The following is a 24,440-nucleotide window of genomic DNA, read 5'->3' on the forward strand; positions in this document are numbered from 1 at the left end:
GGTACGGTCGCAGACCATGGCCTCCCCGGAAGCACTGGTCTCCGCTCTCGCGGACGCGGACCGGCTGCAGCTGTTCGCCCGCATCAGCGCCGCCCCCGACGGGCTGCCCGCCGAGCCGGCCACGGCCAAGGCCGTGAAGCGGCTGCTGGACGCGGGACTCGTCACCGAGGCCGGTGGCCGCTACCGCGCCACCCCGGAGGTGTTCCGCGAGGCGCTGGCCAAGGCCCCGGCCGACCCGCTCGACGCGCTCTTCCGCCGCGGCCGGCTGATCTCGATCCCGCACTCGGGCCGGCGGCGGCAGCTGCTGCTGGAACACCTCGCCGAGCGCTTCGAACCGGGTCGCCTCTACACCGAGCAGGACGTCCGCGAGAAGCTCTCCATGGTCCACGACGACCACGCGACACTGCGCCGCTACCTCGTCGACGACGGCCTGCTCCAGCGCAGCAACGACGGCGGCAGCTACGGCCGCCCGTCGGAGGCGCGCGCCGCCGGCTGAGCCGCGGGCAGGTCGAACAGCGCCAGGACGGCGGGATCGGCGAACACGACGTTGTGCGCCACCCGGCCGCCGCGCACGGTGAACACCTGCAGGGTGTGCAGCCGGTACACCCCGGCCTCGTCGCGGCAGTACGCGACGAGCGCGGGTTGGCCGTTGGCGCTCGCGCGCGCCATGCGCCAGCCGGGGCCGCGCATCGCGAACAGGCGCTCGAGGAACCGGCCGTAGCCGTCCGGGCCGCGGAACCACAGCGGGACCGGCGGCATCTCCATCACGACGTCCTCGGTCAGCAGCTCGACCAGACCGGCGACGTCGGCTCGTTCGAACGCCCGGACGTAGGCGTCCAGGACCGCCTCGACCGCGCGGTCGTCCGGCTCGGGCACCTCGTCGGCCGACAGGCCGCCGAGCCCGGCGCGGGCGCGCTGCAGGGCGCTGTTGACCGCCGCGGGGGTCGTGTCCAGGAACCCGGCCACCTCGGCCGCGCTGAACTCCAGGACGTCCCGCAGGATCAGCACCGCCCGCTGTTTCGGCGGCAGGGTCTGCATCGCCGCCAGCAGCGCGAGCCGGAGCGTGCCGCGGCGGGCCAGCGCCAGGCCGGGGTCGTCGAGGCGGGCGTCCGGGAAGGGGTGCAGCCAGGGGATTTCGGCCGACGGCGTCAGCGGGGCGCCCGGATCGCCGCTCGGGCCGCCGAGCCCGGACGGCAGCGGCCGCCGGGCGCGGCCCTCCAGCGCGGTGAGGCAGGCGTTGGTGGCGATCCGGTAGAGCCAGGTGCGCACCGACGCGCGGGCCGGGTCGTAGCCCGCCCACGCCTTCCAGGCGCGGACCAGCGTCTCCTGTACCAGGTCTTCGGCTTCGTGGACCGAGCCGAGCATGCGGTAGCAGTGCGCGAGCAGCTCGCGCCGGTGCGGCTCGGTGCGCGTCGCGAAGTCCAGCATCGTTCTCCCGTCGGCCGGTGGCGGTGGGTGTACCGGCGCCACCGACGGGATTCATCGCAACCGGGAGAAAATTCTTTACAGGTCGTCGAAGTCCTCGGGCCGCAGGCCGTCGAGCTCGGCGCGGAAGCGGGCGACCTCGGCCTCGGTGTCCAGCACGTCGGCCGCCGGTCCTTCGGTCTCCTGCTCGACCTCGAGCTGCACGGAGGCGACGTCCAGCACCTCTTCGGCGACGCGAATGGGCGCGCCCTGGCGCAGGCCGAGCGCGACCGCGTCGCTGGGGCGAGCCGACACGCGGGTGCCGGAGGCGAGCACGAGATCGGCGTAGAAGATGCCGTCCCGCACCTCGGTCAGCTCGACCGCGGCGACGCCCTGGCCGAACGCCGCGAGGACGTCGCCGAGCAGCTCGATCGTGCCCGGGCGCGGCTGCGCGATCTGCTCGCGCGCCCGCACCAGGGCTTCGGCCTCGCCGTACCCGATCATGATGGCCAGCCAGCGGCGGGCCCCTTCCGGCTCGCGGAGCAGCATCAGGGGCGCCTCGCCGGGCACCGGAACGGCCATCCCCACCACTTCGATCGGGATCACGCTGACCACCGCACCCTCCGTGTCGTGGGAGTCCTCCGCGCGCGTAGTACCCACATCGGGGCGTTCGCAATCCGCCCGGAAGGACCGGATTTCCCGGTTCGGCTCTTCTCGGCTGCGGACTGCGCGCGCGGGCCTTGCCCGGCCGCCGGAACCGCTGTCACCGTCGGGGCGTGGAACCGACGATTTCGCGCAGTGTCACGGTCCCCGCCGCTCCGGCCACGGTGTGGTCGTGGGTCACCGACCTGCCGCGGATGGGCGAGCTGAGCCCGGAGAACGTCGGCGGCCGCTGGCTCGACGGCACCGGGCCCGCCCTCGGCGCGCGGTTCCGCGGCCGCAACCGCAACGGCGAGCTGCGGTGGTGGACGCGGGTCAAGGTGGTCGCGTTCGAGCCGGGCCGCCGGTTCGCCTTCGACGTGCGCACGCCGCTGGGCTCGCGGGTTTCGCGGTGGGAGTACGTGCTGGCGCCGGCCGCGGGCGGCTGCGTCGTCACCGAGAACTGGTACCGGATCGGCAGCTGGGTGGTGCGGAAGTTCATGGGGCCGCGCGTCACCGGCCGCGCCGACCGGCCCGGCTACAACGTCCGGTCGATCGAGCACACCCTCGCGGCGCTGAAGGCCCGCGCCGAGGAGCGCGCCGCCGCCTGAGTCTCTTGTTGAAACGCACTTGTCCAGCTAGGTTGTTTTATCGAACCTAGGAGGACCATGCCCGCCACCGCGCCCAAGCCCGGCCTCGTGCTGCTCGTCGTCTCGACGGCCGCGTTCCTCGCGAGCCTCGACACGTTCATCGTCACGATCGCCTTCCCCGGCATCCGGGCCGCGTTCCCCGGCGACGGCCTGGCCACGCTGTCCTGGGTGCTCAACGGCTACACCGTGCTGTTCGCCGCCTGCCTCGCCCCGGCCGGGCGGCTGGCCGACCGCTACGGCCGCCGTCGACTGTTCCTGCTCGGCGTCGCCGTGTTCACCCTCGCCTCGGCGGCGTGCGCGGCCGCGCCGTCGGTTGCGGTGCTGGTCGCCTTCCGCGCGGTGCAGGCGATCGGCGCCGCGCTCGTCATGCCGACGTCCCTGGCGCTGCTGCTCACGGCGTTCCCGCCGCACCGGCGCCCGGTGGCGGTCGGCGTCTGGGCGTCGGTGGGCGCGGCGGCCGCGGCCCTCGGCCCGCCGGTCGGCGGCCTGCTCGTCGAGGCGTCCTGGCGCTGGGTATTCCTGGTGAACCTGCCGATCTGCGCGGTGACGCTGCTGGCCGGTCCGCGCGTGCTGCGCGAGTCGCGGGACAGCTCGACCGGCGTCCCGGACGTCATCGGGGCCACCGGGCTGCTCGTGGGCGTCGGCGCGCTGGCGTACGCCCTGGTCGAGGCGTCGGACCGCGGCTGGGGTGCGCGGCCGGTGCTGCTGGCGTTCGCGGTGGCCGCGCTCGCGCTGCTGTGGGTCCCGCTGCGCTCGGCGCGGCACCCGGTGCCGGTGCTGGACCTGCCCGCGCTGCGCGTCCCGACGTTGTGGCTGGCCTGCGTGACGACCGGGGTGTTCGCCGCCGGGTTCGCGGCGATGCTGTTCGGCAACGTGCTGTTCCTGACGTCGGTCTGGCACGACTCGGCGCTGGTCGCGGGCCTGTCACTGGCGCCGGGACCGCTGGTGGTGGTGCCGGTGTCGATCCTCGGCGGCCGGTTCGTGCACCGCTTCGGCCCGGGCCCGGTGGTCGCCCTCGGCGGCGTCTCGTTCGGGGCCGGGGTGCTGATCTGGGTGCTGCGCATGGGTTCCACGCCCGACTACGCGGCGTCGATGCTGCCCGGCCAGCTGCTGACCGGCCTCGGCGTCGGGCTGATCCTGCCGAGCCTGTCGGGCGTGGTCGGCACGGTCCTGCCGCCGGCGCGCTGGGGCGCGGGCTCGTCGATGGTCAACACGGCGCGGCAGATCGGCACGGTTTTCGGTGTCGCGGTGCTGGTGGCGGTGTTCGCCGGCACGCCGGACCTGACCGCCTTCCGCCGCGGCTGGCTGCTGGTCCTGGCCACCGCGGTGGCGACCGCGCTGGGCGGCCTGCTGATCGCGGGCCGCCGTCGCACGGACCACTACGCCGAGCCCCAGGCGGCGTCCAGGGCCGCAAGCCCGGCGCCGATGCTGTCCGAGGCGATCGAACCGTAGCCGAGCACCAGGCCCGGCCGGGGAAACCCACCGCACAGATCGGAAAGCGTCTGCACGGCCACCCCGGCCGCGGCCGCCCGCGCCACGATCGGGTCCAGGTCCGTGCCGTCGGCGGCGAGGGCGCACAGGTGCAGCCCCGCCGCCGACGGCACCAGCTCCAGGCGACCGGCGAAGACCCGTTCCAGGGTCGTCGTGATGCGCTCGTGGCGGTCCGCGTAGACCTTCGTCGCCCGGCGGAGGTGACGGGCGAACAACCCATCGTCGACGAACTGGGCGAGGGCGGCCTGCGCGGGCAGGTCGCCGTGCCAGCCGGAGAGCTGGCGGGCGTGGTGCAGCGCCTCCCGCAGCGACGCCGGCGCGATCAGGAAACCCAGGCGCAGCATGGGAAGCAGCGTCTTGGAGAACGAGCCGACGTACGCCACCCGGCCGTCGCGGTCCAAGCTCTGCAACGGTTCCAGGGGACGGTCGGAGAACCGGAATTCGCTGTCGTAGTCGTCCTCGACGACCACCGCGCCGGTGCGCCCGGCCCAGGCCAGCAGCGCCGCGCGCCGGGCGAGCGACATCGGCGTGCCGAGCGGGAACTGGTGGGACGGCGTGACGTACACGAGTTTCGTCCGCAGCGGCAGGGCGGCGACGTCGAGCCCTTCGCCGTCCACCGGCACGCCGACGACCTCGGCGTCGTGCGAGGCGAACAGCAGCCTCGCCATCCGGTAGCCCGGTTCCTCCACGGCGACCCGGTCGCCCGGTTCGAGCAGCACGCGGCACAGGAGGTCGAGGGCCTGCTGGGCGCCCTGGGTGACGAGGACGTCGTCGGCATCGGCCCGCACCGAGCGGGAGACGCCGGCGTGCCGCGCGATCGCCGCGCGCAGCCCGGGGTGGCCGCCGGGTTCGGCGTAGTGCGCGAACCCGGCGGCGTCCCGCAGTTCGCGCGTGAGCAGGCGCCGCCAGGTCTCCAGGGGGAACAGGCCGGCGTCGGGGATGCCGACGCGGAAGTCGAACACCGGCGCGGGACCGGACGCGCTGGCCGGGGCCGGCAGCTCCCGCCAGACCGGCTTCGGCTGCGGCCCGGTTTCCGACGGCACCCTGCGCGGCTTCGGCGCCGGGAGGTGCGCGCAGACGTAGGTCCCGGCGCCGACGCGGCCGGCGAGGAAGCCGTCGGCGGTGAGGCGGTCGTAGGCGACCGCGACGGTGTTGCGCGAAACCGCCAGCCGCCGCGCGAGTTCCCGGGTCGGCGGCAGCCGCTCCCCCGCGCGCAGCCTGCCGTCCAGCACGGCGTCGCGCAGCTGCCGGTAGATCCGGGCGCTGAGGTCGCCGCGCCCGGCCAGGCTGACGTGGAAGTCCATCGGCCGACCGTACATTGGCCCAACTGCTTTGCCACGAATTGGATCTGGGATCGGGCCAAAGCGGCCTCTAACGTACTTCCCATGACAGTGCTCCTCGAACGTCCGGCGACCCGGCGGGCCGGGCGGCTGCTCGCGGCCGCCCAGCTGGCCGGCTCGCTCGGCGACGGCGCGTTCCTGACCTGCTCGGTGCTGTTCTTCACGCGGATCGCCGGGCTGACGCCGGCCCAGGTCGGGCTCGGGCTCACGCTCGGCTGGGCGGCCGGCTCGGTCGCGGGCGTGCCGCTCGGCCGGCTCGCCGACCGCCACGGCACCCGCGCGTCGGCGGTGCTGCTGGCCCTGGCGACGGGCGCGTCGATCCTCGCGTTCCTGGTCGTGCGGTCCCCGGTGCTGTTCGTCCTCGCGGCGTGCCTCTACGGCAGCTGCCAGACCGGGCTGGCCGCCGTCCGCCAGGCGCTGCTGGCGGACCTCGCCGACCCGGAACGCCGGACGCGCATCCGGGCCCACCTGCAGTCGGCGGGCAACGCCGGGCTGGCGGTCGGCGCCGGCCTGGGCGGCTTGGCGCTGTCGGCCGACACGGCTTCGGCGTACCTGACGGTCTTCGTGCTCGACGCGGCGATGTTCGTGGTGACGGCGGGGCTGCTGCATGCGCTGCCCCTGGTGCCGCGGACGTTGTCGGAGCGCACCGCGCGGAAGTCCGCGGTGCTGCGCGACCGGCCGTACGCGCTGGTGACGTTGCTCAACGCGATCCTGTTGCTGCGCATGCCGTTGCTGAGCGTGGCGATTCCCCTGTGGATCGTCGAGCGCACGGCGGCGCCGGGCTGGACGGTGTCGGCGCTGTTCGTGCTCAACACGGTGGTGGTGGTCCTGCTGCAGGTCCGCGTCGCGGGCCGGCTGACGACCCTGGGTTCGGCGGCGCGGATGGTGCGCCGGTCGGGCGTGCTGCTGCTCGCGTCCTGCGTGGCGTTCGCGGCCTCGGCGCTGGGGACGTCGCCGGCGGTGGCGTTCGCGGTGCTGGTGGCAGGCGCGCTGGTGCAGGTGCTGGGCGAGATGCTGCAGTCGGCGGGCTCGTGGGAGATCGGCTTCGCGCTGGCCCCGGCGGACAAGCAGGGCGAGTACCAGGGCTTCTTCGGCAGCGGCATTTCGGTGGCCCGCGCGGTGGGCCCGCTGCTGCTGAGCACGGTGGTGGTCGGCGGGGGCCTGCCGGGCTGGCTGCTGCTGGGCGCGGTGTTCCTGGCGGCGGGCTGGGCGATGGGCCCGGCCGTCCGCCGGGCGGCGGCTACTCGCTGAGCCGCGGGCGCCCGCTCGGGGCGTTCGCGCCCGGCTACTCGCTGACCCGCGCCGCCGGGGCCTGGTGCAGGGAGAGGCTCGGACCCGCCGCCGCGTCCTCGGCCCAGCTTCCCGACTCCGCCGTCCACGTCTGCCCCGCGAAGCTGACCTTGTCCACGCCCAGCGCCTCCGCGCGGGCCACCAGCCAGGTCGCGTACGCCCAGCCCTGCGCCGCCGGGTGAGCGCCGCTCAAGGCGGCCGCGCCCAGCTCCTGCGTGGCCGCCGCGGCCAGGTCGCCGGGTGCGGCCAGGGTCAGGTTGCGGCAGGTCAGCACGGCCGGGAACTGGCCGTTGAAGGCCGCCGCCATCGCCCGGGACTGCGGCTCCCACTGCGCGTACGCGTCCGGGACGCCCGAGCGCTGGACCGCCTGGGCGGCTTCGGTGATCGGCAGCGTGTCCCAGTTCGGCAGCTTTTCGAGCTTCTGGTAGAACTCCGTCGCCGCGTACACCGGGTCGCGCAGCTGCGCCACCGTGCCCCAGCCCTGGCTGGGGCGCTGCTGGAACAGGCCGACCGAATCGCGGTCGCCGCCTTCGAAGGTGCTTCGACTCCTGCAGCGCCGTGGCCAGCGCCACCGTGGCCGCGTGCGCGGGCAGGCCCAGCTTGGTGCCGACGGCCGAGATCGTCGCCGCGTTGTTCATCTGCTCCGGGGTGAACGTGTACGCGGTCGCGTCGCCGCCCGGCAGCGCCACCGTGCACCCCGGTGTCCGGACCGGGCTGCGCGTCAGCACCACCACCACGATGATCCCCGCGGTCAGCACGATGACCGCACCCAGGACCATGGCCACCTTCAGGCCACAACCACGCACACTGCCTCCCCGTCACCCGTTCGCACCAGTCTCCCAAAAGGGGGACGCGGTGCACCGGGGCGGGGTTCAGTGCCCGGGGCCGAGGAAAATCGGGTTGGACATCGCCACCATCGCGTTGGGGACCGTCGTGTTCGGACTCGCCGACGGGCGGCGGACCTCGACCCGCACCCACCGGCTGTACCGGGGGTAGGTCGTCCAGGTGACCGTGGCCGCGCCCGCGTCGCCGATGGTCTCGGTGTGCTCGGGACCGAGCTGGTCGAGGAAGGTGACCGTCGTGCCCGGCACGCCGGCGACGACGGCCTTGACGGTCACCGGCGTCCCGGTGCCCGCGGCGAGCCGCTCGCCGATGCCCGCGACCGCACCCCCGCCGGACACGGTGAAGTCGAGCTGGACCGACGCCGATTCGGCCAGCCACGACCGCCCCGCCTTGAGGCCGGCCAGCAGGTCCGGGCGGCGCAGCCGCTCGGCGAGCACGACGGTGTGCGGCAGGGCCACGCGCTGGTCGGGGTTGTGCGCGTCGGAGTCGCCGATCGCCGGGATGAACCGGCCGCCGCGCAGCAGGCCGTCCCAGTGGATGACGCTCGCCTCGTCGTCCTGGGTCCACGGGCCGTTCCACACCTCGACCAGGTCGGCGAGCTCGTAGGCGAATTCGTAGGTGCAGCCGAAGCAGTTGGCGAACGGGTGCGCCGCGGTGACCAGGCCGCCGGCGCGGTGCACCTGGTCGGCGAAGCGCCGGAAGTCGCGCGGGTCGCCCGCGCGGTAGCGCCAGTCGATCCAGGTGCCGGCGGGCAGGCCGATCGCCGGCCAGTGCCCGGAGCGGGTGGTCACCTCTTCGCCGTTGAGGATGAGCAGGTCGTCGGTGGCGTGCGCGCCCCACTGCAGCTGCGAGCTCGAGGTGTTGTGATCGGTGGAGACGATGAAGTCGAGCCCGGCGGCGCGGGCGTCGGCGACCAGCTGCTCCGGCGTCCGGCGGCCGTCGGAGTGGACGGTGTGCAGGTGGCTGTCGCCGCGGTACCAGGCGCGGCCGCGCTCCCGCGCCGGAGCGGTTTCCGGCGCGGGGTCCGGTTTGAAGGGCGGGCCGTCCGGGCCGAAGGTGAGCGTGATGTCGACGCGGTAGTTCAGGCCCTGCGGCGCCACGGTGTACGGCCCGAGGATGACGTGCCACCGGCCCGGCTTGACGGGACCGGCGAGGTAGCCGGGCGTCGCCTCGGACGCACTGATCGAGAACCGGTCGCGGAAGCCGCCGGACCAGCCGCGGAAGCCGCGCGCGTTGCCCAGCTCGTGGCCCTCGGGGCCGAAGATGCCGATGTCGCAGGCGTTCCCGCGGGTGCCGGCGGGCACAGTGGGCCGGTCGTAGGAGTACACGACGTCGATCTGCCGCACGCCGCGCGGGACGTCGACGGGCAGGTAGTACCAGTCCGGCACGTCCGGCCGGAGGGTGCCGGTGACGGTCCGCGTCTGGCTGCCGGCGCCACCGGGCTGGTCGGCGAACGCGACCCCGGGCAGCATCCCGGCGGCCGCCGCCACCCCACCTGCCCGCAGCAACGTCCGGCGGCTGAAGTCCCCAGTGTCCATGCCTACCTCCGGTGGCGACGCTAGGCGCGCCCCGGAGGTGCGGACAAGGAAACCGGCGGTGAATTCTCGGTCAGCGCCTACCCAGGATCCTGGCGAGCGCGACCACGGTGACGGCGGCGGCGAGCCCGAGCCGCGTGACGTCGACGGCGGGCACCCAGGTCACCGACCCGTCCCGGATGACGAAGGCACCGGCGGGCCGGGCGAGCACCCCCAGTCCGGCGCCCTCCCGCAGCGGGCCGCCGTCCGCCCCACCGCCGCCCCCACCGCCGAAGACGGCCGCGGCGGGGATGACGACGGTGCCGTCCTGTTCCACCGGTTCGCCGTAGACGAGCCGCGCGGAAAGCAGCTCCCGCGCGGCCGGCACCCACTGCCCGAGCTTCATCCGGCCAGCATGACGACGCCCCGGCGCGGACGCGCCTCATGGGTGGCGGAGACCCCGCTCCGCCGTTTTTGTCGGTGGTCCCCGGTAAAGTGGAAGACGGGGGCGTCGCCCGTCGATCCGGCCGCGCAAACCCCCTCGAGCGGCTCGCGGAACCTGCCCTGGAGACCGAGGTCGGGCGCGCCCTCGTACTCGACCCGGACCCGAGCCCGGCGCAGCTGCGGACCCTCGCCCGCCACCCGGGGTTCGGTCGGGCCGGCCCCGTTTCCCCGAAGAGGGACTCCCCTTTCGGGTGTGAACCCGCGATATCCGGGGCATCAAGAACCGACACCTGTGCTCCGGGGGAGCACGCCGTACCGAGGGGAGACCGCGATGACCTTCGACTTCGTCAGCCGCTGGCTGGGCAGGCATCGCGACCGCCCCGGCGTCACCGTCGACCTGGCCTGCGGGGGCCGGGTGACGTTGCGCGAGATCGACGGGCGGCCCGTGCTCGCGGTCACCACCGCGCCCGGGCCCGACGGCCGGTGCGAGGTCGCCGCCGTGCCCTTGTCGGAAGCCGAACGCCGGGAGCTCGGGCAGGTGCTGGACTCCGACGTCCTGCTCGCCTCCTGATCGCCCGCCCGTCACCCCCTGTTTCCCGGCCGTAGGGGTTTTGTGGCAGACCTCGCGTGAAAGCGGGTCGAGACGATGTGGTGCGGGTCGCTTTTTGTGGGGTTCCCACAACGCAGCCGCCCCGGCATGCGCCATCGCGGACATTGGTCTACCCCGCGGTAATCCGCGAGGGTGTACACAGGTGCGGGCGACGTTCCAGGACAGGTGCGTCGCCTTCTGCGCGTGCGTACTTGGGAGGCTCAGCCGGTGTTCAGTCGTGTCGCCATCGTCAACCGCGGAGAGGCCGCGATGCGGCTCATCCACGCCGTCCGGGACCTGTCGGCGGAAACCGGGACGCGGATCGAGACGGTCGCCCTCTACACCGACGCCGATCGCACCGCCACGTTCGTCCGCGAAGCCGACCTGGCCTACGACCTCGGCCCGGCCTCCGCGCGTCCCTACCTCGACCTGGCCAAGCTGGAGAAGGCGCTGGTCGAGACGAAGGCCGACGCCGCCTGGGTCGGCTGGGGCTTCGTCGCCGAGGACCCGGCGTTCGCCGAGCTGTGCGAGAAGGTCGGCGTCACCTTCGTCGGGCCGAGTGCCGACGCGATGCGCAAGCTCGGCGACAAGATCGGCGCGAAGCTGATCGCCGAAGAGGTCGGTGTGCCGGTCGCGCCGTGGAGCCGCGGCGAGGTCGCCACCCTCGAAGCGGCGCTGGAGGCCGGCGAGCGGATCGGCTACCCGCTGATGCTCAAGGCCACCGCGGGCGGCGGCGGGCGCGGCATCCGCATGGTCGCCTCCGGCGAAGACCTCGCCGACGCCTACGAGCGCACCAGCCAGGAGGCGCTGCGCGCGTTCGGCTCCGGCGTCGTGTTCCTGGAGCGCCTGGTCACCGGCGCCCGGCACGTCGAGGTCCAGGTCATCTCCGACGGCGCGACGGCGTGGGCGCTCGGCGTCCGCGACTGCTCGGTGCAGCGGCGCAACCAGAAGATCATCGAGGAGTCGGCGTCGCCGGTCCTCGCGCCGGCGCAGACCGCCGAGCTGAAGGCGTCGGCCGAACGGCTCGCGGTGGCCGTCGGCTACCGCGGCGCGTGCACCGTCGAATTCCTGTACCACCCGGGCGAGAAGCTCTTCGCCTTCCTCGAGGTCAACACGCGGCTGCAGGTCGAGCACCCGATCACCGAGATCACCACCGGCACCGACCTGGTCCGGCTGCAGCTGCACGTCGCGAACGGCGGCAAGCTCGAAGGCGACCAGCCCGCCGAGCTCGGCCACGCGATCGAAGCCCGGCTCAACGCCGAAGACCCCGACCGCGACTTCGCCCCCTCCCCCGGCCGCATCGCGCGGCTGGCCCTGCCCGCCGGCCCCGGCATCCGCGTCGACACCGGTGTCAGCGAGGGCGACACGATCCCGGCCGACTTCGACTCGATGATCGCCAAGATCATCGCCTACGGCCGCGACCGCGACGAGGCGCTCGGCCGGCTGCGCCGCGCGATGGCCGAGACCACCGTCATCATCGAGGGCGGCGCGACCAACAAGAGCTTCGTGCTCGACCTGCTCGACCAGCCCGAGGTGATCGACGCGAGCGCCGACACCGGCTGGATCGACCGCGTCCGCGCCGAAGGCCGCCTGGTCACCCACCGGCACTCCGCGATCGCGCTCGCCGCGGCCGCCATCGAGGCCTACCAGGACGAAGAAGAGGTCTCCGTCCAGCGGCTGCTGTCCACCGCGCACGGCGGGCGCCCGCAGGTGCAGCACGAAAGCGGCCGCCCGCTCGACCTCAAGCTCCGGGGCGTCGGCTACCGCGTCAGCGTGGCCCGCGCCGGCCGGACCCGTTTCCGCGTCGGCATCTCCTCCGGCGCCTCCGACGTCCACCACGCCGACATCGAGATCGACCGCTTCGACGCCCACAGCGGCCGGATCTCGGTCAACGGACGGCGGTTCCGGCTGGTGGCGGCCACGCACGGCCCGATCCACCTCGTCGAGGTCGACGGCGTCACCCACCGCGTCAGCCGCGACGAGGGCGGTGTCGTCCGCTCCCCCGCGCCCGCGCTGGTCGTCGCGACCCCCCTGGCCGTCGGCGACGAGGTCGAGGCGAACGCGCCGATCCTCGTGCTGGAGAGCATGAAGATGGAGACGGTGCTGCGCGCGCCGTTCCGCGCCCGGGTCCGCGAATGCCCGGTCTCGGTCGGCAGCCAGGTCGAAACCGGCGCGCCGCTGATGCGCCTGGAACCGCTCGCCGACGACGACGCCGAGGAAGCCGCCGACACCGGCGAGACCGTCGAGATCGAGCTGCCGTCGGTGCCGGACGGCGTGTCCGCGGCCGACCGCGTCGAACGCGGCCGTCAGGACCTGCGCAGCCTGCTGCTCGGCTTCGACGTCGACCCGGCCGAGCGCAAGCGCGTCCTGGCCGCGTACCTGGAGGCCCGCACCGAGCTCGGCGGCCGCCCGGTCGAAGGCGAGCTGGAGCTGCTCACCGTCTTCGCCGACCTGTCCGAGCTGAGCCGCAACACCCCGGGCGGCGAGGACACCGTGCCGAACGGCGCGGTGCACAGCCCGCGCGAGTTCTTCCACAGCTACCTGCAGAGCCTCGACGTCGAACGCGCCGGCGTCACCGAAGGGTTCCAGGCGAAGCTGAAGCGCGTCCTCGCGCACTACGGCGTCACCGACCTGGAGCGCACGCCGGAGCTGGAGGCCGCGGTCTTCCGGATCTTCCTGGCCCAGCAGCGGATGACGGCCGACGTCGCCGTCGTCTCGGAGCTGCTGCGGCAGTGGCTGACCGGGGCCCCGCCGCCCGAGGCGCTCAGCGAACGCGCCGGGCTCGCGCTGGAACACCTGGTCGAGGCCACGCAGGTGCGCTTCCCGGTGGTGTCCGACCTGGCCCGCGGCGTGGTCTTCCGCTGGTTCGCCCAGCCGCTGCTGCGCCGCAGCCGCGCCCGCGTCTACGCCGCCGTCCGCACCGAGCTGACCTACCTCGACCAGCACCCGGACGCGCCGGACCGCGCCGAGCGGATCCAGGCCATGATCACCGGCTCGCAGCCCCTGGTCCGGCTGATCGGGCAGCGGATCGGGCGCCCGGGCCGCGACCACGCGCCGCTGCTGGAGGTGCTGACCCGCCGGTACTACGGCAACCGGCGGCTGTCCGCGGTCGCGGTGCGCGAGGCCGGCGGCCAGCGCTGGCTGACCGCCGAGCTGAACGCCCCCGAGGGTGCGCTGCCGCTGGTCACCACCGCCGTCGACATCGCCGAGCTGCCCGCCGCCCTCGGCGCGCTCGGCGAGGTGGCCACCGACGGCGTCATCGCCGACCTGTACCTGCGCTGGGAGGACCAGCCGGACGTCGACGCGACCGCCGAGCGGCTCGGCACGCTGCTGGCGGAAAACCCGCTGCCCGCCGGGGTCCGCCGGGTCGTGATCACCGTGGCCGGCACCGGTGGCGCGGTGATGCACCACCACTTCACCTTCGAGCGCGACGGCGAAGGCTTCACGGAAGACCGGCTGATCCGTGGCCTGCACCCGCAGATCGCCCAGCGCCTGCAGCTGCAGCGGCTGCGCGAGTTCGACCTCACCCGGCTGCCGTCGGCGGACGAGGAGATCTACCTGTTCAAGGCCGCGGCGAAGACCAACCCGGCCGACGAGCGGCTGATCGCGATGGGCCAGGTTCGCGACCTGACGCCGCTGCGCGAGGCCGACGGCCGCCTGGTCGCGCTGCCCGCGCTCGAAGACGCCGTCACCGCCTGCCTCGACGCGATCCGCAACATCCAGGCGCAGCGGCCGCAGCACAAGCGGTTCGACACGAACCGGATCATGATGTACATCTGGCCGCCGACCGACCTGACCACCGAGGAGCTCAACCAGCTCGTCCAGCGAATCCTGCCGACGTCGGTGGGCGCCGGGCTGGAGGAGGTCCAGTTCCTGGCGCGGCGGCGCACGGACGCGGGCAAGCTGACCGAGCTCGCCGTCCGGATCGCCCTCGACCCCGGGCACGGCGCGCGACTGCACGTCGAGCCGCCGTCGGCCGAGCCGGTCAAGCCCCTCGACGACTACCGCCTGAAGGTGCTGCGCGCGGCGCGGCGCGGCAACGTCTACCCGTACGAGCTGACCGACCTGCTCGCCGGGGCGGCCGGCACCTTCGCCGAGCACGACCTGGACTCCTCCGGTGTCCTGGTGCCGGTGGACCGGCCCAAGGGCAAGAACACCGCGGCGATCGTCGCCGGTGTCGTCACGACCCCGACCGAGCGGCACCCCGAGGGCGTCACCCGCGTCGTGCTGCTCGGCGACCCGACGAAGTCGCTGGGGGCGCTGTCGGAGCCGGAGTGCTCGCGGGTGATCGCGGCGCTCGACCTGGCCGAGCGGATGCAGGTGCCGCTGGAGTGGTTCGCGCTGTCCTCGGGCGCGCGGATCTCGATGACCTCGGGCACCGAGAACATGGACTGGGTCGCCGCGGCGCTCAAGCGGATCGTCACGTTCACCCAGGACGGCGGCGAGATCAACATCGTCGTCAACGGGATCAACGTCGGCGCCCAGCCGTACTGGAACGCCGAAGCCACGATGCTCATGCACACCAAGGGCGTGCTGATCATGACGCCGGACTCGGCGATGGTGCTGACCGGCAAGCAGGCGCTGGACTTCTCGGGCGGTGTGTCGGCCGAGGACAACTTCGGCATCGGCGGCTACGACCGCGTGATGGGCCCGAACGGCCAGGCGCAGTACTGGGCGCCGAATCTGCCGGCCGCGCGGGAAGTGCTGATGGCGCACTACGACCACACGTACGTGGTGCCGGGTGAGGCCGGGCCGCGCAAGGTGGGCACGAGCGACCCGGTGGACCGGGACGTCTCGGCGTTCCCGCACGCGATCGTCGGCAGCGACTTCCGGACGGTCGGGGAGATCTTCTCGGCCGAGCACAACCCGGACCGCAAGAAGCCGTTCGACATCCGCACGGTGATGCGCGCGCTGTCCGACCAGGACCACCCGGTGCTGGAACGCTGGGCGGGCATGGCCGACGCGGACACCGCGGCGGTGCAGGACGTGCACATCGGCGGCCGCCCGGTCTGCCTGGTCGGCATCGAGTCGCGGTCGGTCCCCCGCCGCGGCTTCCCGCCCACCGACGGGCCGGACACCTACACCGCGGGCACGCTGTTCCCGCGGTCGTCGAAGAAGACCGCGCGGGCGATCAACGCGGCGTCGGGCAACCGGCCGCTGGTGGTGCTGGCGAACCTGTCCGGGTTCGACGGCTCGCCGGAGTCGCTGCGCAAGCTGCAGCTGGAGTACGGCGCGGAAATCGGCCGGGCGATCGTCAACTTCGAGGGCCCGATCGTGTTCACCGTGATCTCGCGCTACCACGGCGGCGCGTTCGTGGTGTTCTCCAAGGCGCTCAACCCGGACATGACGGTGCTGGCGCTGGAGGGTTCGTTCGCTTCGGTGCTGGGCGGCGCCCCGGCGGCGGCGGTGGTGTTCGCGGGCGAGGTCACCAACCGCACCGCGAACGACGAGCGCGTGACGCAGCTGCAGGCCGAGGTCGCGGCGGCGAGCGGCGCGTCCCGGGCGACCCTGGGCGCCAAGCTGGCGGAGGTCCAGTCGGCGGTCCGCGCGGAGAAGGTCAGCGAGGTGGCGGCGGAGTTCGACCGGGTGCACAGCATCCAGCGCGCGGTCGAGGTCGGCTCGGTGGACGCGATCATCAGCGCCGCCGAACTGCGGCCGCGGATCATCGAGGCCATCGAACACGGTCTGAAGAAGTAGCGGGCTCGGGGCCGGTCACCGCGGTGGCCGGCCCCAGGTCCGGTCCGGGGGCAGCTGACCGGGATACGGGATCCGCAGGCCGGCCCAGTCCGGCAGGACCCGGCTCGGGAGCACCTCGGATCCGTCGTCGCCGGTCCTGGTCGAGTACGGCGCCTTGAGCGGGTCCGTGTAGGAGATCGCGAAGCGTTCGACGCCCGCCGACTTCACGTTCCCGTACTCGGCCGGGATGACTTCCGTGCCACCGACCGGGATCGGTGGCAGGTGGAGCGGGTTGAACCAGGCGCCGGTGGCGGGTTCGAGGCTGGCGAAGAACACGTTCGTCGCCGGTCCCCAGCCGACGTTCGACACCCGGATCACGCCATCGTGTTCGCGGAAGGCCACGAGCACGGGCATCCGCTGCTGCCGGGCCCGGTCCCGTTCGGCCCGCCGGGCCATCCGGAAGAGCAGGACGTTCACCACCACGGCGGCCAGCGCGATGGTGGCGCTCGCGACCGCGGAAACCGACGACCAGTTCATGGTCACCCTTCCCGGCCGGACCGACCGGCCTCGTCCCCCGAGTCGTCCCGCCACCGCCGGCCGTTTCGCGACTTTCGGGGGTATGGCCCCTTTGCGCCGGGCCGACACACTGTCCGTGCCGGTACGGTGACCACGGGTTCCGACCGGACCTCCATCCGTGCGGCGTGAGGAGATCCCCCGATGGCGTCAAGGTCCTTGTCCCGGCTCGCCCTCGTGGCGACCGGGGTCCTGCTCACCTCCCTGCTCGGCGGCACCGCCGGCGCGCAGGCCGCCGACACGCCGGTGTTCTGGCGCGTGCCGGCCACCGCCGCCCAGGCGCAGGCGCTGGCCGCGGCGGGCTTCGACGTCGAGGAAGGGGAAGCCGGCACCGTCAACGTCGTCGGGGGCCAGGCCGTCGCCGGGAAGCTGCGGGCGCTCGGGTTCCGGCCGTCGTTCTTCGACACCGTCTACAAGGACCTGCCCGCCGAGACGAACCGGCTGGCCGCGGACACCTTCTACGGCGGGTACCGGACCGTCACCGCGCACGAGAACCACCTGACGCAGGTCGCCGCCGCGCACCCCGACCTGGCCACGAAGTACACGATCGGGCAGTCCTGGAAGAAGACGAAGGGCCAGGGCGGCCACGACGTCCAGGCCATCTGCCTGACGAAGAAGCAGGCCGGCGACTGCACGCTCTCGACGACGTCGCCGAAGCCGAAGTTCTTCCTGATGGCCCAGATCCACGCGCGTGAGCTGTCGACCGGCGAGCTCGCCTGGCGCTTCATCGACTACCTCGCCGACGGCTACGCCACCGACGCCACCGCGAAGTCCATTTTGGACACCACCGAGGTGTGGGTGGTGCCGATCGCCAACCCCGACGGCGTCGACATCGTCGCCTCGGGCGGCAACTCGCCGAAGCTGCAACGCAAGAACGCGAACAACTCCCGGGGCAGCTGCACCGGCACGAACATCGGCGTCGACCTCAACCGCAACTCGACGTTCAAGTGGGGCGGGGACTCCAACTCCGCGTGCTCCGAGACCTACCAGGGCGTGAGCGCGGGGTCCGAGCCCGAGGTGCAGGCGCTGGAGAAGCTGGCCCGCGCGATCTTCCCGGACCAGCGCGGCACCGGCGACAACGACCCGGCGCCGTCGACGGCCAAGGGCACGATGATCACGCTGCACAGCTACGGCAACGACATCATCATCCCGTGGGGCTTCACCCAGGCGACCTCGCCGAACGACGCCCAGTACCGCCGGCTGGGCGCGAAGTACGCGGCGTCCAACGGTTACCTCGTCGGCACGAACGAGGAGACCGTCGGCTACGACACGACCGGCACCACCGACGACTTCACCTACGGCGTGCTCGGCGTCGCCAGCGTGACGTTCGAGGTCGGCGGTTCGAGCGGCACGTGCGGCGGGTTCCTGCCCCGCTACACCTGCGTGGACAGCACGTTCTGGCCGAAGAACAAGGGCGCGCTGATCACCGCCGCCAAGGCCGCGGCCGCGCCGTACCAGCAGTGAGCGACGCGCGGACGTAGCTCGAGTTCCGCGGACGACCAAGCGCGGGGCGGCCGGAACCCCCGGCCGCCCCTTCGCTCAGGCGTCCTCTTCCTCCAGGCCCGCGTCGGCCAGCACCGCGTACACCCGGCGGCGCGCGTCGGCGAGGATCTTCTTGACCTCCGCCACCTGGGCCTCCGTCCCGCTGTAGCCCACCTGGGCCGCCGCGCCCGAGAGCTCGCCCAGCGCGTGCCACAGGGCCGCGAACCGGTCCGCACCCGGCTCCTCCGCGGGTTCCTCCCACAGCGCCGCGAACTCCGCCTCGCGGCCGGCGACGTGCTCCCGGCCCGCGTCGGTCAGCTCGGCGACGCGGCGGCCCGCCGTCTCGGCCGTGTGGACCAGGCCTTCGTCCTCCAGCTGCTGCAGGATCGGGTACACCGAACCGGGGCTCGGCCGCCACCGGTCGTGGGTGCGGCGCCGGATCTCCTGCATCAGCTGGTAGCCGTGCATGGGCGCCTCCGCCAGCAGCGCCAGCACGGCCGGGCGCACCGGCCGGGCCGCGGGCCGGCCGCCGCGGAAGTCGCGCACCCGCTGGAACGCCCCCGGCCCGCCGAACCAGCCGCCGGGACCGCCGAACGAGCCCGGCCCGCCCGGGAACCCGGGCATCCCCGGCGGTTGCGGGGGGTGCGGTGGATGCGGCGGGAATCCGCCGGGCGGTCCGCCGCGCGCCAGCTCGGGCCCGCCGTGCCAGTCCTCGTGCCCCGGCACGGCGTGCTCGGGGTGCCCGGGGTGGTGGTGCCCGAAGTGCCCGCCGAACCCGGCGAAGATCCGGTCCGCTCCCGCGCTCATCTCCATGATGGCCTCCTAGTCGTATCGGCGACATTCACACGATATATCGCCGCTCGATCGACGGCAACCACGCGCGAGGTCAGCCGGACTTCACCGCCAAGGTCAGCAGCTCCGCCGCCGGACCGGTCAGGCGGCGGCCCGCCGGCCACACCGCCCGCAGCACCCGGCCCAGCTCGACGTCCGCCACCGGCACCGGGACCAGCCGCCGCCCGGCCACCTCGCGGACGACGTCGAGGTCGCTGATCACCGCCGGCCCGGCCCCCGCCGTCACCGCGTTGCGCACCGCCGACGCCGACCCCAGCTCCAGCAGCGGCTGCACCGGCCCCGCCCCGGCCCGGCGCAGGGCCGCCTCCACCGTCTCGCGCGTGCCCGACCCCGGTTCCCGCACCACCAGCGGCGTCGCGGCCAGCTCCGCGGCGGTGAGCGGGCGGCGGCGCCGGGCCCAGGGGTGCCCGGCCGGGACCACGACCACGAGCCGGTCGGCGGCCACCCGGCGCGTCGCCAGGCCCGGCCACGGCCCCGGCGACTCGACGAAGCCCAGGTCCACGCGGCCGCGGGCGACCAGGTCGGCCACCTGCTCGGAGTTCACCACCTCGAGCCCGACGTAGGTGTCCGGCCCGGTCCGCTTGACCTCGCCGATCCACGCGGGGACGAAGTGCTCGGCGAGCGTCATGCTCGCCGCCACCCGCAGCTGCGCGCCGCGCTGGGTCCGCAGGGCCTCGGCGCCGGTGCGCAGTCCGTCCACTTCGGCCAGCACGCGGTGGGCCCAGCCCGCGATCACCCGGCCGTCCGGGGTCAGGGCCGAGCCGCGGCGCGTCCGGTCCACCAGGGACAGTCCCAGCTGACGCTCCAAAGTAGACAGACGCTTGCTCGCCGACGGCTGGGCGATGCCGAGCGCCCCGGCGGCCTGGCCGATGCTGCCGAGGTCGTCGACGAGCACCAGCAGGCGCAACGAGTCCAGATCGGGTCCGGTCATAGCTTCAGTCTATGACCTCACCACGTACCGACGGCTACCGCGCACGCCCGCGAGCGGCGACGCTGGAGGCATGGCACTGACGACGGCGAAGACCTCCGGCCTCGCGATCACCGGGCTCGGCGTCGCGGCGGCGTACGCGCTCAGCTCGGCCTGGCCGGTGGCCGGCGCCCTCACCGTCGCGGTCGTGCTCGGCGTCGTCCTCGGCAGCACGCCGCTCCTGGCCGACGAGCAGCGCCAGGCCGTCGCCCGCCTCACGAAACGCCTGCTGCGCGCGGGAGTCGTCCTGCTCGGGCTCCAGCTCGCCGTGCCCACGGTGCTCGCGCTCGGCCCCGGCACACTGGCCGCCGTGGTCCTGACCGTCGCGGTCACCTTCTTCGGCACGCTCGGCCTCGCCCGGCTGGTCCGGGTGCCGCGCAGCCTCGCCCTGCTGGTCGCCACCGGGTTCTCGATCTGCGGCGCCTCCGCGATCGCCGCCGTGGAGGGGGTGGTCGAGCGCGACGACGAAGACGTCGCGACCGCCGTCGCGCTCGTCACCCTCTACGGCAGCTTCGCGCTGGCCGTCCTCCCCCTGCTCGCCCGCGCCCTCGGCCTGGACGCGACCCGGACCGGCAGCTGGGCGGGGATCTCCGTGCACGAGGTCGCCCAGGTCGTCGCGGCGGCCGGGCCGGCGGGCGCCACCGCGGTCGGGATCGCCGTCGTGGTGAAACTCAGCCGGGTCGTCCTGCTCGCCCCGGTGGTCGCGCTCGTCGGCGCCACCGAACGCACGCGCCGCGGCGGGCACGCGCCGCTCGTGCCGCTGTTCGTCCTCGGCTTCCTCGCGATGGTCGCCGTCCGCAGCACCGGGCTCGTTCCGGCGTTCGCGCTGGACGTCGCGAAGACCGCGTCGACGCTCCTGCTCGCGGGGGCGCTGTTCGGCCTCGGCTGCGCCGTCCGGCTCGGCGCGTTGCTGCGCCGCGGCGGGCGGGCGCTGCTCCTGGGGTTCCTGTCGACGCTGCTGGTGCTCGGGACCGGGTTCGGCACGCTGGCCGCGTTCACCTGAACTTTCCCTCCCGGACAGGTATAGTTCGTTATACGCGAGGTTGTACACCTCTTGTACGGGCCGCGTCGACGCTGTCGCCGACGTAGAAGAAACCCGTAGGGAGCTCGTACCGTGAAGATCACCCGACTCGCCCGCGGCCTGCTCGCCGGGCTGCTGGGGTGCGCCGCCGTCGCCGTCCCGGCCGCCATCGGCACCGCGGCCGCCCAGGCCGACGTGGCCAGCACCCTGGTGTTCACCAAGAACACCGAAGGCCACGACTGCTACCGCATCCCGACCGTCGTCAAGGCGAACAACGGCGACCTGCTCGCCTTCGCCGAAGGCCGCAACGGCGGCGCCTCGTTCTGCAACGACCTCGGCAAGATCGACCTCGTCATGAAGCGCTCGACCGACGGCGGCAAGACGTGGGGTGCGCTGAGCACCGTCATCGAGGCTTTCGGTGACGTGAAGGGCAACCCGGCGCCGATCGTCGTCCCGGGCAGCAACCGGATCGTGCTGCTGTCGACGATGCAGTGCTTCACCACCCCGTCCTGCGGCCGGATCCCGCGCGTGTCCATCAGTGAGGACAACGGGAAGACGTGGGCCGGGCCGAAGGTGCTGACCACCGAACTCGGCTTCGCGAGCGCGCCCGGCTGGCTCGCCACCGGTCCGTCGCACGGGATCGTGCTGAGCCGGGGCGCGCACGCCGGACGGCTCGTCGCCGGCATGAGCTACACGGTCGGCGGCAAGAACACCGGCTCGCTGGTCTACAGCGACGACAAGGGCGCCACCTGGCACCGCGGCGCGACCGACACGTCCACATCGGACCTGATGAACCCGCAGGAGATCAGCGTCACCGAGCTGCGGGACGGCCGGGTCTACGCCGCCGCGCGCAACGACGCCAACAACGACGACAAGTGCCTCGCCGACGGCACCCACAACCGCGCCTTCGCGATCAGCTCCGACGGCGGTGCGACGTTCAGCTCGAAGTTCGCCTTCGCCACCGACCTCGTCACCCCGGTCGTCGAGGGCTCGACCGCGCGGATGAGCGCCACCGACGCCGGCGGCAAGTACAACCGCCTGGTGTTCGCGGCGCCGTCGGTCTGCGACCGCCGCAAGGAACTGCGGATCCACTCGTCGTTCGACGAGGGCGCCAACTGGACTCCGACCGCGGGCAGCCTGCTCGTGTGGGGCGAAGACGCGGCGTACTCCGACATGGTGCAGCTGTCCCAGTCCTCGGTCGGCGTGCTGTTCGAAGCGGGCCCGGAGTTCCACGCGAACGACACCATCCGGTTCGCGGCGGTCACCGCCGACGCGCTCGGCGCCCCGGCCTGCGGTGGCGGCTACGGCGTCATCGACTCGGCGCCGCTGGGCACCGGCGGCGCGGCGGGCACGGTCTACCTGTCGTACAACGCGGCCACCGGCCAGAACTGCGTCAGCACGATGAAGAACGCCTCCGCCGGGACGGCCACCGCGACCTCGGCCTACCTCGAGGTCAAGGGCTCGGCGCGGCAGACGGATTCCGGGTCGTTCTCCTGGTTCGCCGGCCCGGTCAAGGCCGCGGCGGCGGACAAGTGCGTGAAATGGGGCGGCTCGGCCGGCGGCCAGGCCTACGACAGCGAATTCGAGCACTGCGGCTGAAAAACCCGCGGAGGGGGACCCGGGCGGGTCCCCCTCCTCCCGTGCCACCCGGCCCCCTCGTCCGGGTGGCACGGGCGGTTCAGAAGCCGGTGCAGCCGGCGACGGCGCCGGGGCCGGCCGCGGTCGCCGTCTTGGCCACCTTGCCGTCGACGGTCACCTTGCAGCTGACCGAGCCGCCGTCCGGCCCGGCGGTCGCGGTGAACTGGGCGCCGGCCAGGAACCCGGTGGCCTCGACGGTCTTGGTCCACGGCACCGCGGCGCCGGCCTCGGTGGTGATCAGGATCGTGTTCCGGTCGAACGTGCTGTAGTCGATGTCGGCGGCCTTCGCGTCGCCGCCGACCTCGTAGACGATGGTGTGGTGCTGGGTGGCCTGCTCGTTGACGTCGTTGACCACCTTGCCGATCACCACCAGCCACAGGATGCTCACGACCAGGGCGAGCAGCGACAGGATGACACCGGCGATCGAGAGGCCCTTGTTGGTCGCCTTCCCGGCCCGCACTCTGGCGATGCCGACCGCCGACAGGATCAGGCCGAGCACGGCCAGCGGCCAGGCCGCGACGCCGGCGAGCGGGATCGGCGCGATCACCAGCCCGATCAGGCCGAGGACGAACCCGGCCGTGCCCAGGCCGTTGCGCGGCGGCGCGGCCGGCGGGGCCGCGTGCTGCTGGAGCGGGGTGTAGTCGGTCATCGGGGGTTTCCTTTCGCCGCTGCTGGACGGCGAGAAGGAAACCAGCGGCGGCCCCGCGGCCGCGTCGTCCGCAAGCCTCGGGCCGGTACGACTTTCGTCGGAGTCCCCGCCCGGGCGGACGAGCGGAACGGCTGATGGGGCGGTGGATGCCGCCTCGTAGGCTTTCCCCATGGGACGGTCCGTGCTTCGCGTGCTGTACACCGTGCTGGCCGTCGCCGCGGGCGTGCTGAGCAGCACGGTCAACGTCGCCTTGGCCAGTTCCGTGCCGGGAAGCGATGCCACGAACACCACGGTGCTGGGGATGCTCGGCTGGTGCGCCGGCATGGGCGCCGCGGTCATGCTGGTCTGGCGGCACCGCTGGCCGGTGCTCGTCACCGGCCTCGCGCTGGTGCCGCCGGTGCTGCTCCCCGGCGACTCGATGGCCGCGCTGATCGCCCTCGCCGCGCTCGCCGCGCGGTACGTCGGCTGGTGGCGGTGGAGTGCGGCGGCGCTGGTGTGCGCGGCCACCGGGCTCGCGGTCTGGCGCGACGCGGGCCGGCACCCGGACCTCTCGATCGCCGCGGCGTGGGTGTCGACCGAAACCACCGCGGCCGAGCTCGTCGGGGTGCTGCTGACCGCGCTGCTGTTCACCGCGGTCCCGCTCACCACCGGGATCGTCCGGCGCAGCCTCGCCGAGACGCGCCGCCGGACCGCGGAGCAGGCGGCGCTGCGCGACCAGGTGGCCCGCCGCGAGGAGCAGGCGCGGATCGCGCGCGAGATGCACGACGTCCTCGGGCACCGGCTGTCCCTGCTTTCGCTGCAGGCGGGCGCGTTGGAGGTCACCGCGGCCACCACTCCGGACGCGGCCGAGGCGGCGAAAACGGTCCGGACGACGGCCCGCCAGTCGCTCGACGACCTGCGTCAGGTGATCGGCGTGCTGCGCAGCACGGGCTACGCCGACCGCGCCCCGGGCGGCCCGGCCGAGCCGCCCCAGCCGACGCTGGCGGACATCCCCGACCTGGTCACCGGCGCCCGGCAGGCCGGGCTGGCCGTCAACGTGACGATCCTGCTCGACCAGGCATCGACGGCCCCGGCTCAGCTCGGCACGGCGGCGTACCGGGTGCTCCAGGAGGCCCTGACGAACGTGCTGCGGCACGCACCGGGCGCACCGGCGGAGGTCCTGGTCCGCGGCGGCCCGGGCGCGGGGCTGTCGCTGGAGGTGGTGAACCCGCAACCGCCGCACCCGGTGCCGTCACCGGGTTCGGGCACCGGGCTCACCGGCGTCAACGAGCGGATTTCCCTGCTCGGCGGCACCCTGACGGCGGGCCCGGCGGACGAGCGGACGTTCGCGCTGCGGGCCTGGCTGCCGTGGGTGGCACCGGCGCCCTAGCATGGGCGG

The 24,440-nt window shown here is 73.8% G+C and carries 20 protein-coding genes; 10 read left to right on the forward strand and 10 right to left on the reverse strand.

Annotated elements, in window-relative coordinates; all coding sequences use genetic code 11:
* Nucleotides 1–16: 16 nt before the first annotated feature.
* Nucleotides 17–496, forward strand: coding sequence for a DUF2087 domain-containing protein (locus ABZW17_RS21535; protein ID WP_354816707.1), 480 nt, complete (start codon nt 17–19; stop codon nt 494–496).
* Here ABZW17_RS21535 and ABZW17_RS21540 read toward each other — a convergent pair.
* Together ABZW17_RS21540 and ABZW17_RS21545 are read right to left on the reverse strand one after the other, a co-directional pair.
* A complete protein-coding gene (locus ABZW17_RS21540) occupies nt 460–1,428 on the reverse strand; it encodes a sigma-70 family RNA polymerase sigma factor (protein WP_354816710.1) in 969 nt (322 codons plus the stop codon). The two genes, ABZW17_RS21535 and ABZW17_RS21540, sit on opposite strands and share 37 nt — an antisense overlap.
* Nucleotides 1,429–1,503: 75 nt before the next feature.
* Complete coding sequence (locus tag ABZW17_RS21545) at nt 1,504–2,019, reverse strand: bifunctional nuclease family protein (protein WP_354816713.1); 516 nt, start codon at nt 2,017–2,019, stop codon at nt 1,504–1,506.
* 161 nt (nt 2,020–2,180) lie between these two features.
* Between ABZW17_RS21545 and ABZW17_RS21550 the strand changes: the two genes are divergently transcribed.
* A complete protein-coding gene (locus tag ABZW17_RS21550; protein ID WP_354816716.1) occupies nt 2,181–2,654 on the forward strand; it encodes an SRPBCC family protein in 474 nt (157 codons plus the stop codon).
* A gap of 57 nt (nt 2,655–2,711) precedes the next feature.
* Nucleotides 2,712–4,145: an MFS transporter gene (locus tag ABZW17_RS21555; RefSeq protein ID WP_354816719.1), complete on the forward strand. Its 1,434-nt coding sequence runs from the start codon at nt 2,712–2,714 to the stop codon at nt 4,143–4,145.
* Here ABZW17_RS21555 and ABZW17_RS21560 read toward each other — a convergent pair.
* The gene (locus tag ABZW17_RS21560; protein ID WP_354816722.1) at nt 4,073–5,488 is read right to left on the reverse strand and encodes a PLP-dependent aminotransferase family protein; all 1,416 of its coding nucleotides are present in this window, start codon (nt 5,486–5,488) and stop codon (nt 4,073–4,075) included. The two genes, ABZW17_RS21555 and ABZW17_RS21560, sit on opposite strands and share 73 nt — an antisense overlap.
* An 81-nt stretch (nt 5,489–5,569) precedes the next feature.
* On the opposite strand from ABZW17_RS21560, the gene ABZW17_RS21565 reads away from it, so the two are divergent.
* Nucleotides 5,570–6,775: an MFS transporter gene (locus ABZW17_RS21565; RefSeq protein ID WP_354816725.1), complete on the forward strand. Its 1,206-nt coding sequence runs from the start codon at nt 5,570–5,572 to the stop codon at nt 6,773–6,775.
* 34 nt (nt 6,776–6,809) lie between these two features.
* Here the strand turns inward: ABZW17_RS21565 and ABZW17_RS21570 are convergent, their stop codons facing one another.
* The 3 genes from ABZW17_RS21570 to ABZW17_RS21580 form a co-directional block, all read right to left on the reverse strand.
* On the reverse strand, nt 6,810–7,283 hold the full coding sequence (locus ABZW17_RS21570; RefSeq protein WP_354816728.1) for a hypothetical protein: 474 nt from the start codon (nt 7,281–7,283) through the stop codon (nt 6,810–6,812).
* 403 nt (nt 7,284–7,686) lie between these two features.
* Complete coding sequence (locus ABZW17_RS21575; RefSeq protein WP_354816731.1) at nt 7,687–9,195, reverse strand: CehA/McbA family metallohydrolase; 1,509 nt, start codon at nt 9,193–9,195, stop codon at nt 7,687–7,689.
* A 70-nt stretch (nt 9,196–9,265) separates the two neighbouring features.
* Nucleotides 9,266–9,577, reverse strand: coding sequence for a hypothetical protein (locus tag ABZW17_RS21580; protein WP_354816734.1), 312 nt, complete (start codon nt 9,575–9,577; stop codon nt 9,266–9,268).
* 369 nt (nt 9,578–9,946) lie between these two features.
* On the opposite strand from ABZW17_RS21580, the gene ABZW17_RS21585 reads away from it, so the two are divergent.
* Together ABZW17_RS21585 and ABZW17_RS21590 are read left to right on the forward strand one after the other, a co-directional pair.
* A complete protein-coding gene (locus ABZW17_RS21585; RefSeq protein ID WP_354816737.1) occupies nt 9,947–10,186 on the forward strand; it encodes a hypothetical protein in 240 nt (79 codons plus the stop codon).
* Nucleotides 10,187–10,432: 246 nt separating this feature from the next.
* The gene (locus ABZW17_RS21590) at nt 10,433–15,901 is read left to right on the forward strand and encodes a biotin carboxylase N-terminal domain-containing protein (protein WP_354816740.1); all 5,469 of its coding nucleotides are present in this window, start codon (nt 10,433–10,435) and stop codon (nt 15,899–15,901) included.
* A gap of 15 nt (nt 15,902–15,916) precedes the next feature.
* On the opposite strand, the gene ABZW17_RS21595 is transcribed toward ABZW17_RS21590, so the two are convergent.
* Nucleotides 15,917–16,417, reverse strand: a complete 501-nt coding sequence (locus ABZW17_RS21595) for a hypothetical protein (protein WP_354816743.1) — start codon at nt 16,415–16,417, stop codon at nt 15,917–15,919.
* A 180-nt stretch (nt 16,418–16,597) separates the two neighbouring features.
* On the opposite strand from ABZW17_RS21595, the gene ABZW17_RS21600 reads away from it, so the two are divergent.
* Complete coding sequence (locus ABZW17_RS21600; RefSeq protein WP_354816746.1) at nt 16,598–17,917, forward strand: M14 family zinc carboxypeptidase; 1,320 nt, start codon at nt 16,598–16,600, stop codon at nt 17,915–17,917.
* Between the two features lie 75 nt (nt 17,918–17,992).
* On the opposite strand, the gene ABZW17_RS21605 is transcribed toward ABZW17_RS21600, so the two are convergent.
* Nucleotides 17,993–18,748: a PadR family transcriptional regulator gene (locus ABZW17_RS21605; protein ID WP_354816749.1), complete on the reverse strand. Its 756-nt coding sequence runs from the start codon at nt 18,746–18,748 to the stop codon at nt 17,993–17,995.
* A gap of 73 nt (nt 18,749–18,821) precedes the next feature.
* A complete protein-coding gene (locus tag ABZW17_RS21610; protein ID WP_354816752.1) occupies nt 18,822–19,718 on the reverse strand; it encodes a LysR family transcriptional regulator in 897 nt (298 codons plus the stop codon).
* 70 nt (nt 19,719–19,788) lie between these two features.
* Here ABZW17_RS21610 and ABZW17_RS21615 point away from each other — a divergent pair, with 70 nt between their 5' ends.
* Together ABZW17_RS21615 and ABZW17_RS21620 are read left to right on the forward strand one after the other, a co-directional pair.
* Nucleotides 19,789–20,757 carry a putative sulfate exporter family transporter gene (locus ABZW17_RS21615; protein WP_354816755.1) on the forward strand — a complete coding sequence of 323 codons (969 nt, stop codon included), beginning with the start codon at nt 19,789–19,791 and terminating at the stop codon, nt 20,755–20,757.
* 111 nt (nt 20,758–20,868) lie between these two features.
* Entirely contained in the window at nt 20,869–22,374 is a 1,506-nt protein-coding gene (locus tag ABZW17_RS21620; protein ID WP_354816758.1) for a sialidase family protein, read from the forward strand.
* Between the two features lie 79 nt (nt 22,375–22,453).
* Here the strand turns inward: ABZW17_RS21620 and ABZW17_RS21625 are convergent, their stop codons facing one another.
* Complete coding sequence (locus ABZW17_RS21625) at nt 22,454–23,062, reverse strand: MmpS family transport accessory protein (RefSeq protein ID WP_354816761.1); 609 nt, start codon at nt 23,060–23,062, stop codon at nt 22,454–22,456.
* 169 nt (nt 23,063–23,231) lie between these two features.
* Between ABZW17_RS21625 and ABZW17_RS21630 the strand changes: the two genes are divergently transcribed.
* Complete coding sequence (locus ABZW17_RS21630; RefSeq protein ID WP_354816764.1) at nt 23,232–24,431, forward strand: histidine kinase; 1,200 nt, start codon at nt 23,232–23,234, stop codon at nt 24,429–24,431.
* The last annotated feature ends 9 nt before the right edge of the window (nt 24,432–24,440 follow it).

This window comes from Amycolatopsis sp. NPDC004625 (assembly GCF_040609695.1).
GTDB lineage: Bacteria > Actinomycetota > Actinomycetes > Mycobacteriales > Pseudonocardiaceae > Amycolatopsis.

Bases quoted from the DNA above. Each gene is read 5' to 3' on its own strand.
- ABZW17_RS21535 (WP_354816707.1), top strand. From the start codon at position 17: ATGGCCTCCCCGGAAGCACTGGTCTCCGCTCTCGCGGACGCGGACCGG.
- ABZW17_RS21540 (WP_354816710.1), bottom strand. From the start codon at position 1,428: ATGCTGGACTTCGCGACGCGCACCGAGCCGCACCGGCGCGAGCTGCTC.
- ABZW17_RS21555 (WP_354816719.1), top strand. From the start codon at position 2,712: ATGCCCGCCACCGCGCCCAAGCCCGGCCTCGTGCTGCTCGTCGTCTCG.
- ABZW17_RS21560 (WP_354816722.1), bottom strand. From the start codon at position 5,488: ATGGACTTCCACGTCAGCCTGGCCGGGCGCGGCGACCTCAGCGCCCGG.
- ABZW17_RS21565 (WP_354816725.1), top strand. From the start codon at position 5,570: ATGACAGTGCTCCTCGAACGTCCGGCGACCCGGCGGGCCGGGCGGCTG.
- ABZW17_RS21575 (WP_354816731.1), bottom strand. From the start codon at position 9,195: ATGGACACTGGGGACTTCAGCCGCCGGACGTTGCTGCGGGCAGGTGGG.
- ABZW17_RS21580 (WP_354816734.1), bottom strand. From the start codon at position 9,577: ATGAAGCTCGGGCAGTGGGTGCCGGCCGCGCGGGAGCTGCTTTCCGCG.
- ABZW17_RS21585 (WP_354816737.1), top strand. From the start codon at position 9,947: ATGACCTTCGACTTCGTCAGCCGCTGGCTGGGCAGGCATCGCGACCGC.
- ABZW17_RS21595 (WP_354816743.1), bottom strand. From the start codon at position 16,417: ATGAACTGGTCGTCGGTTTCCGCGGTCGCGAGCGCCACCATCGCGCTG.
- ABZW17_RS21600 (WP_354816746.1), top strand. From the start codon at position 16,598: ATGGCGTCAAGGTCCTTGTCCCGGCTCGCCCTCGTGGCGACCGGGGTC.
- ABZW17_RS21605 (WP_354816749.1), bottom strand. From the start codon at position 18,748: ATGGAGATGAGCGCGGGAGCGGACCGGATCTTCGCCGGGTTCGGCGGG.
- ABZW17_RS21610 (WP_354816752.1), bottom strand. From the start codon at position 19,718: ATGACCGGACCCGATCTGGACTCGTTGCGCCTGCTGGTGCTCGTCGAC.
- ABZW17_RS21615 (WP_354816755.1), top strand. From the start codon at position 19,789: ATGGCACTGACGACGGCGAAGACCTCCGGCCTCGCGATCACCGGGCTC.
- ABZW17_RS21625 (WP_354816761.1), bottom strand. From the start codon at position 23,062: ATGACCGACTACACCCCGCTCCAGCAGCACGCGGCCCCGCCGGCCGCG.
- ABZW17_RS21630 (WP_354816764.1), top strand. From the start codon at position 23,232: ATGGGACGGTCCGTGCTTCGCGTGCTGTACACCGTGCTGGCCGTCGCC.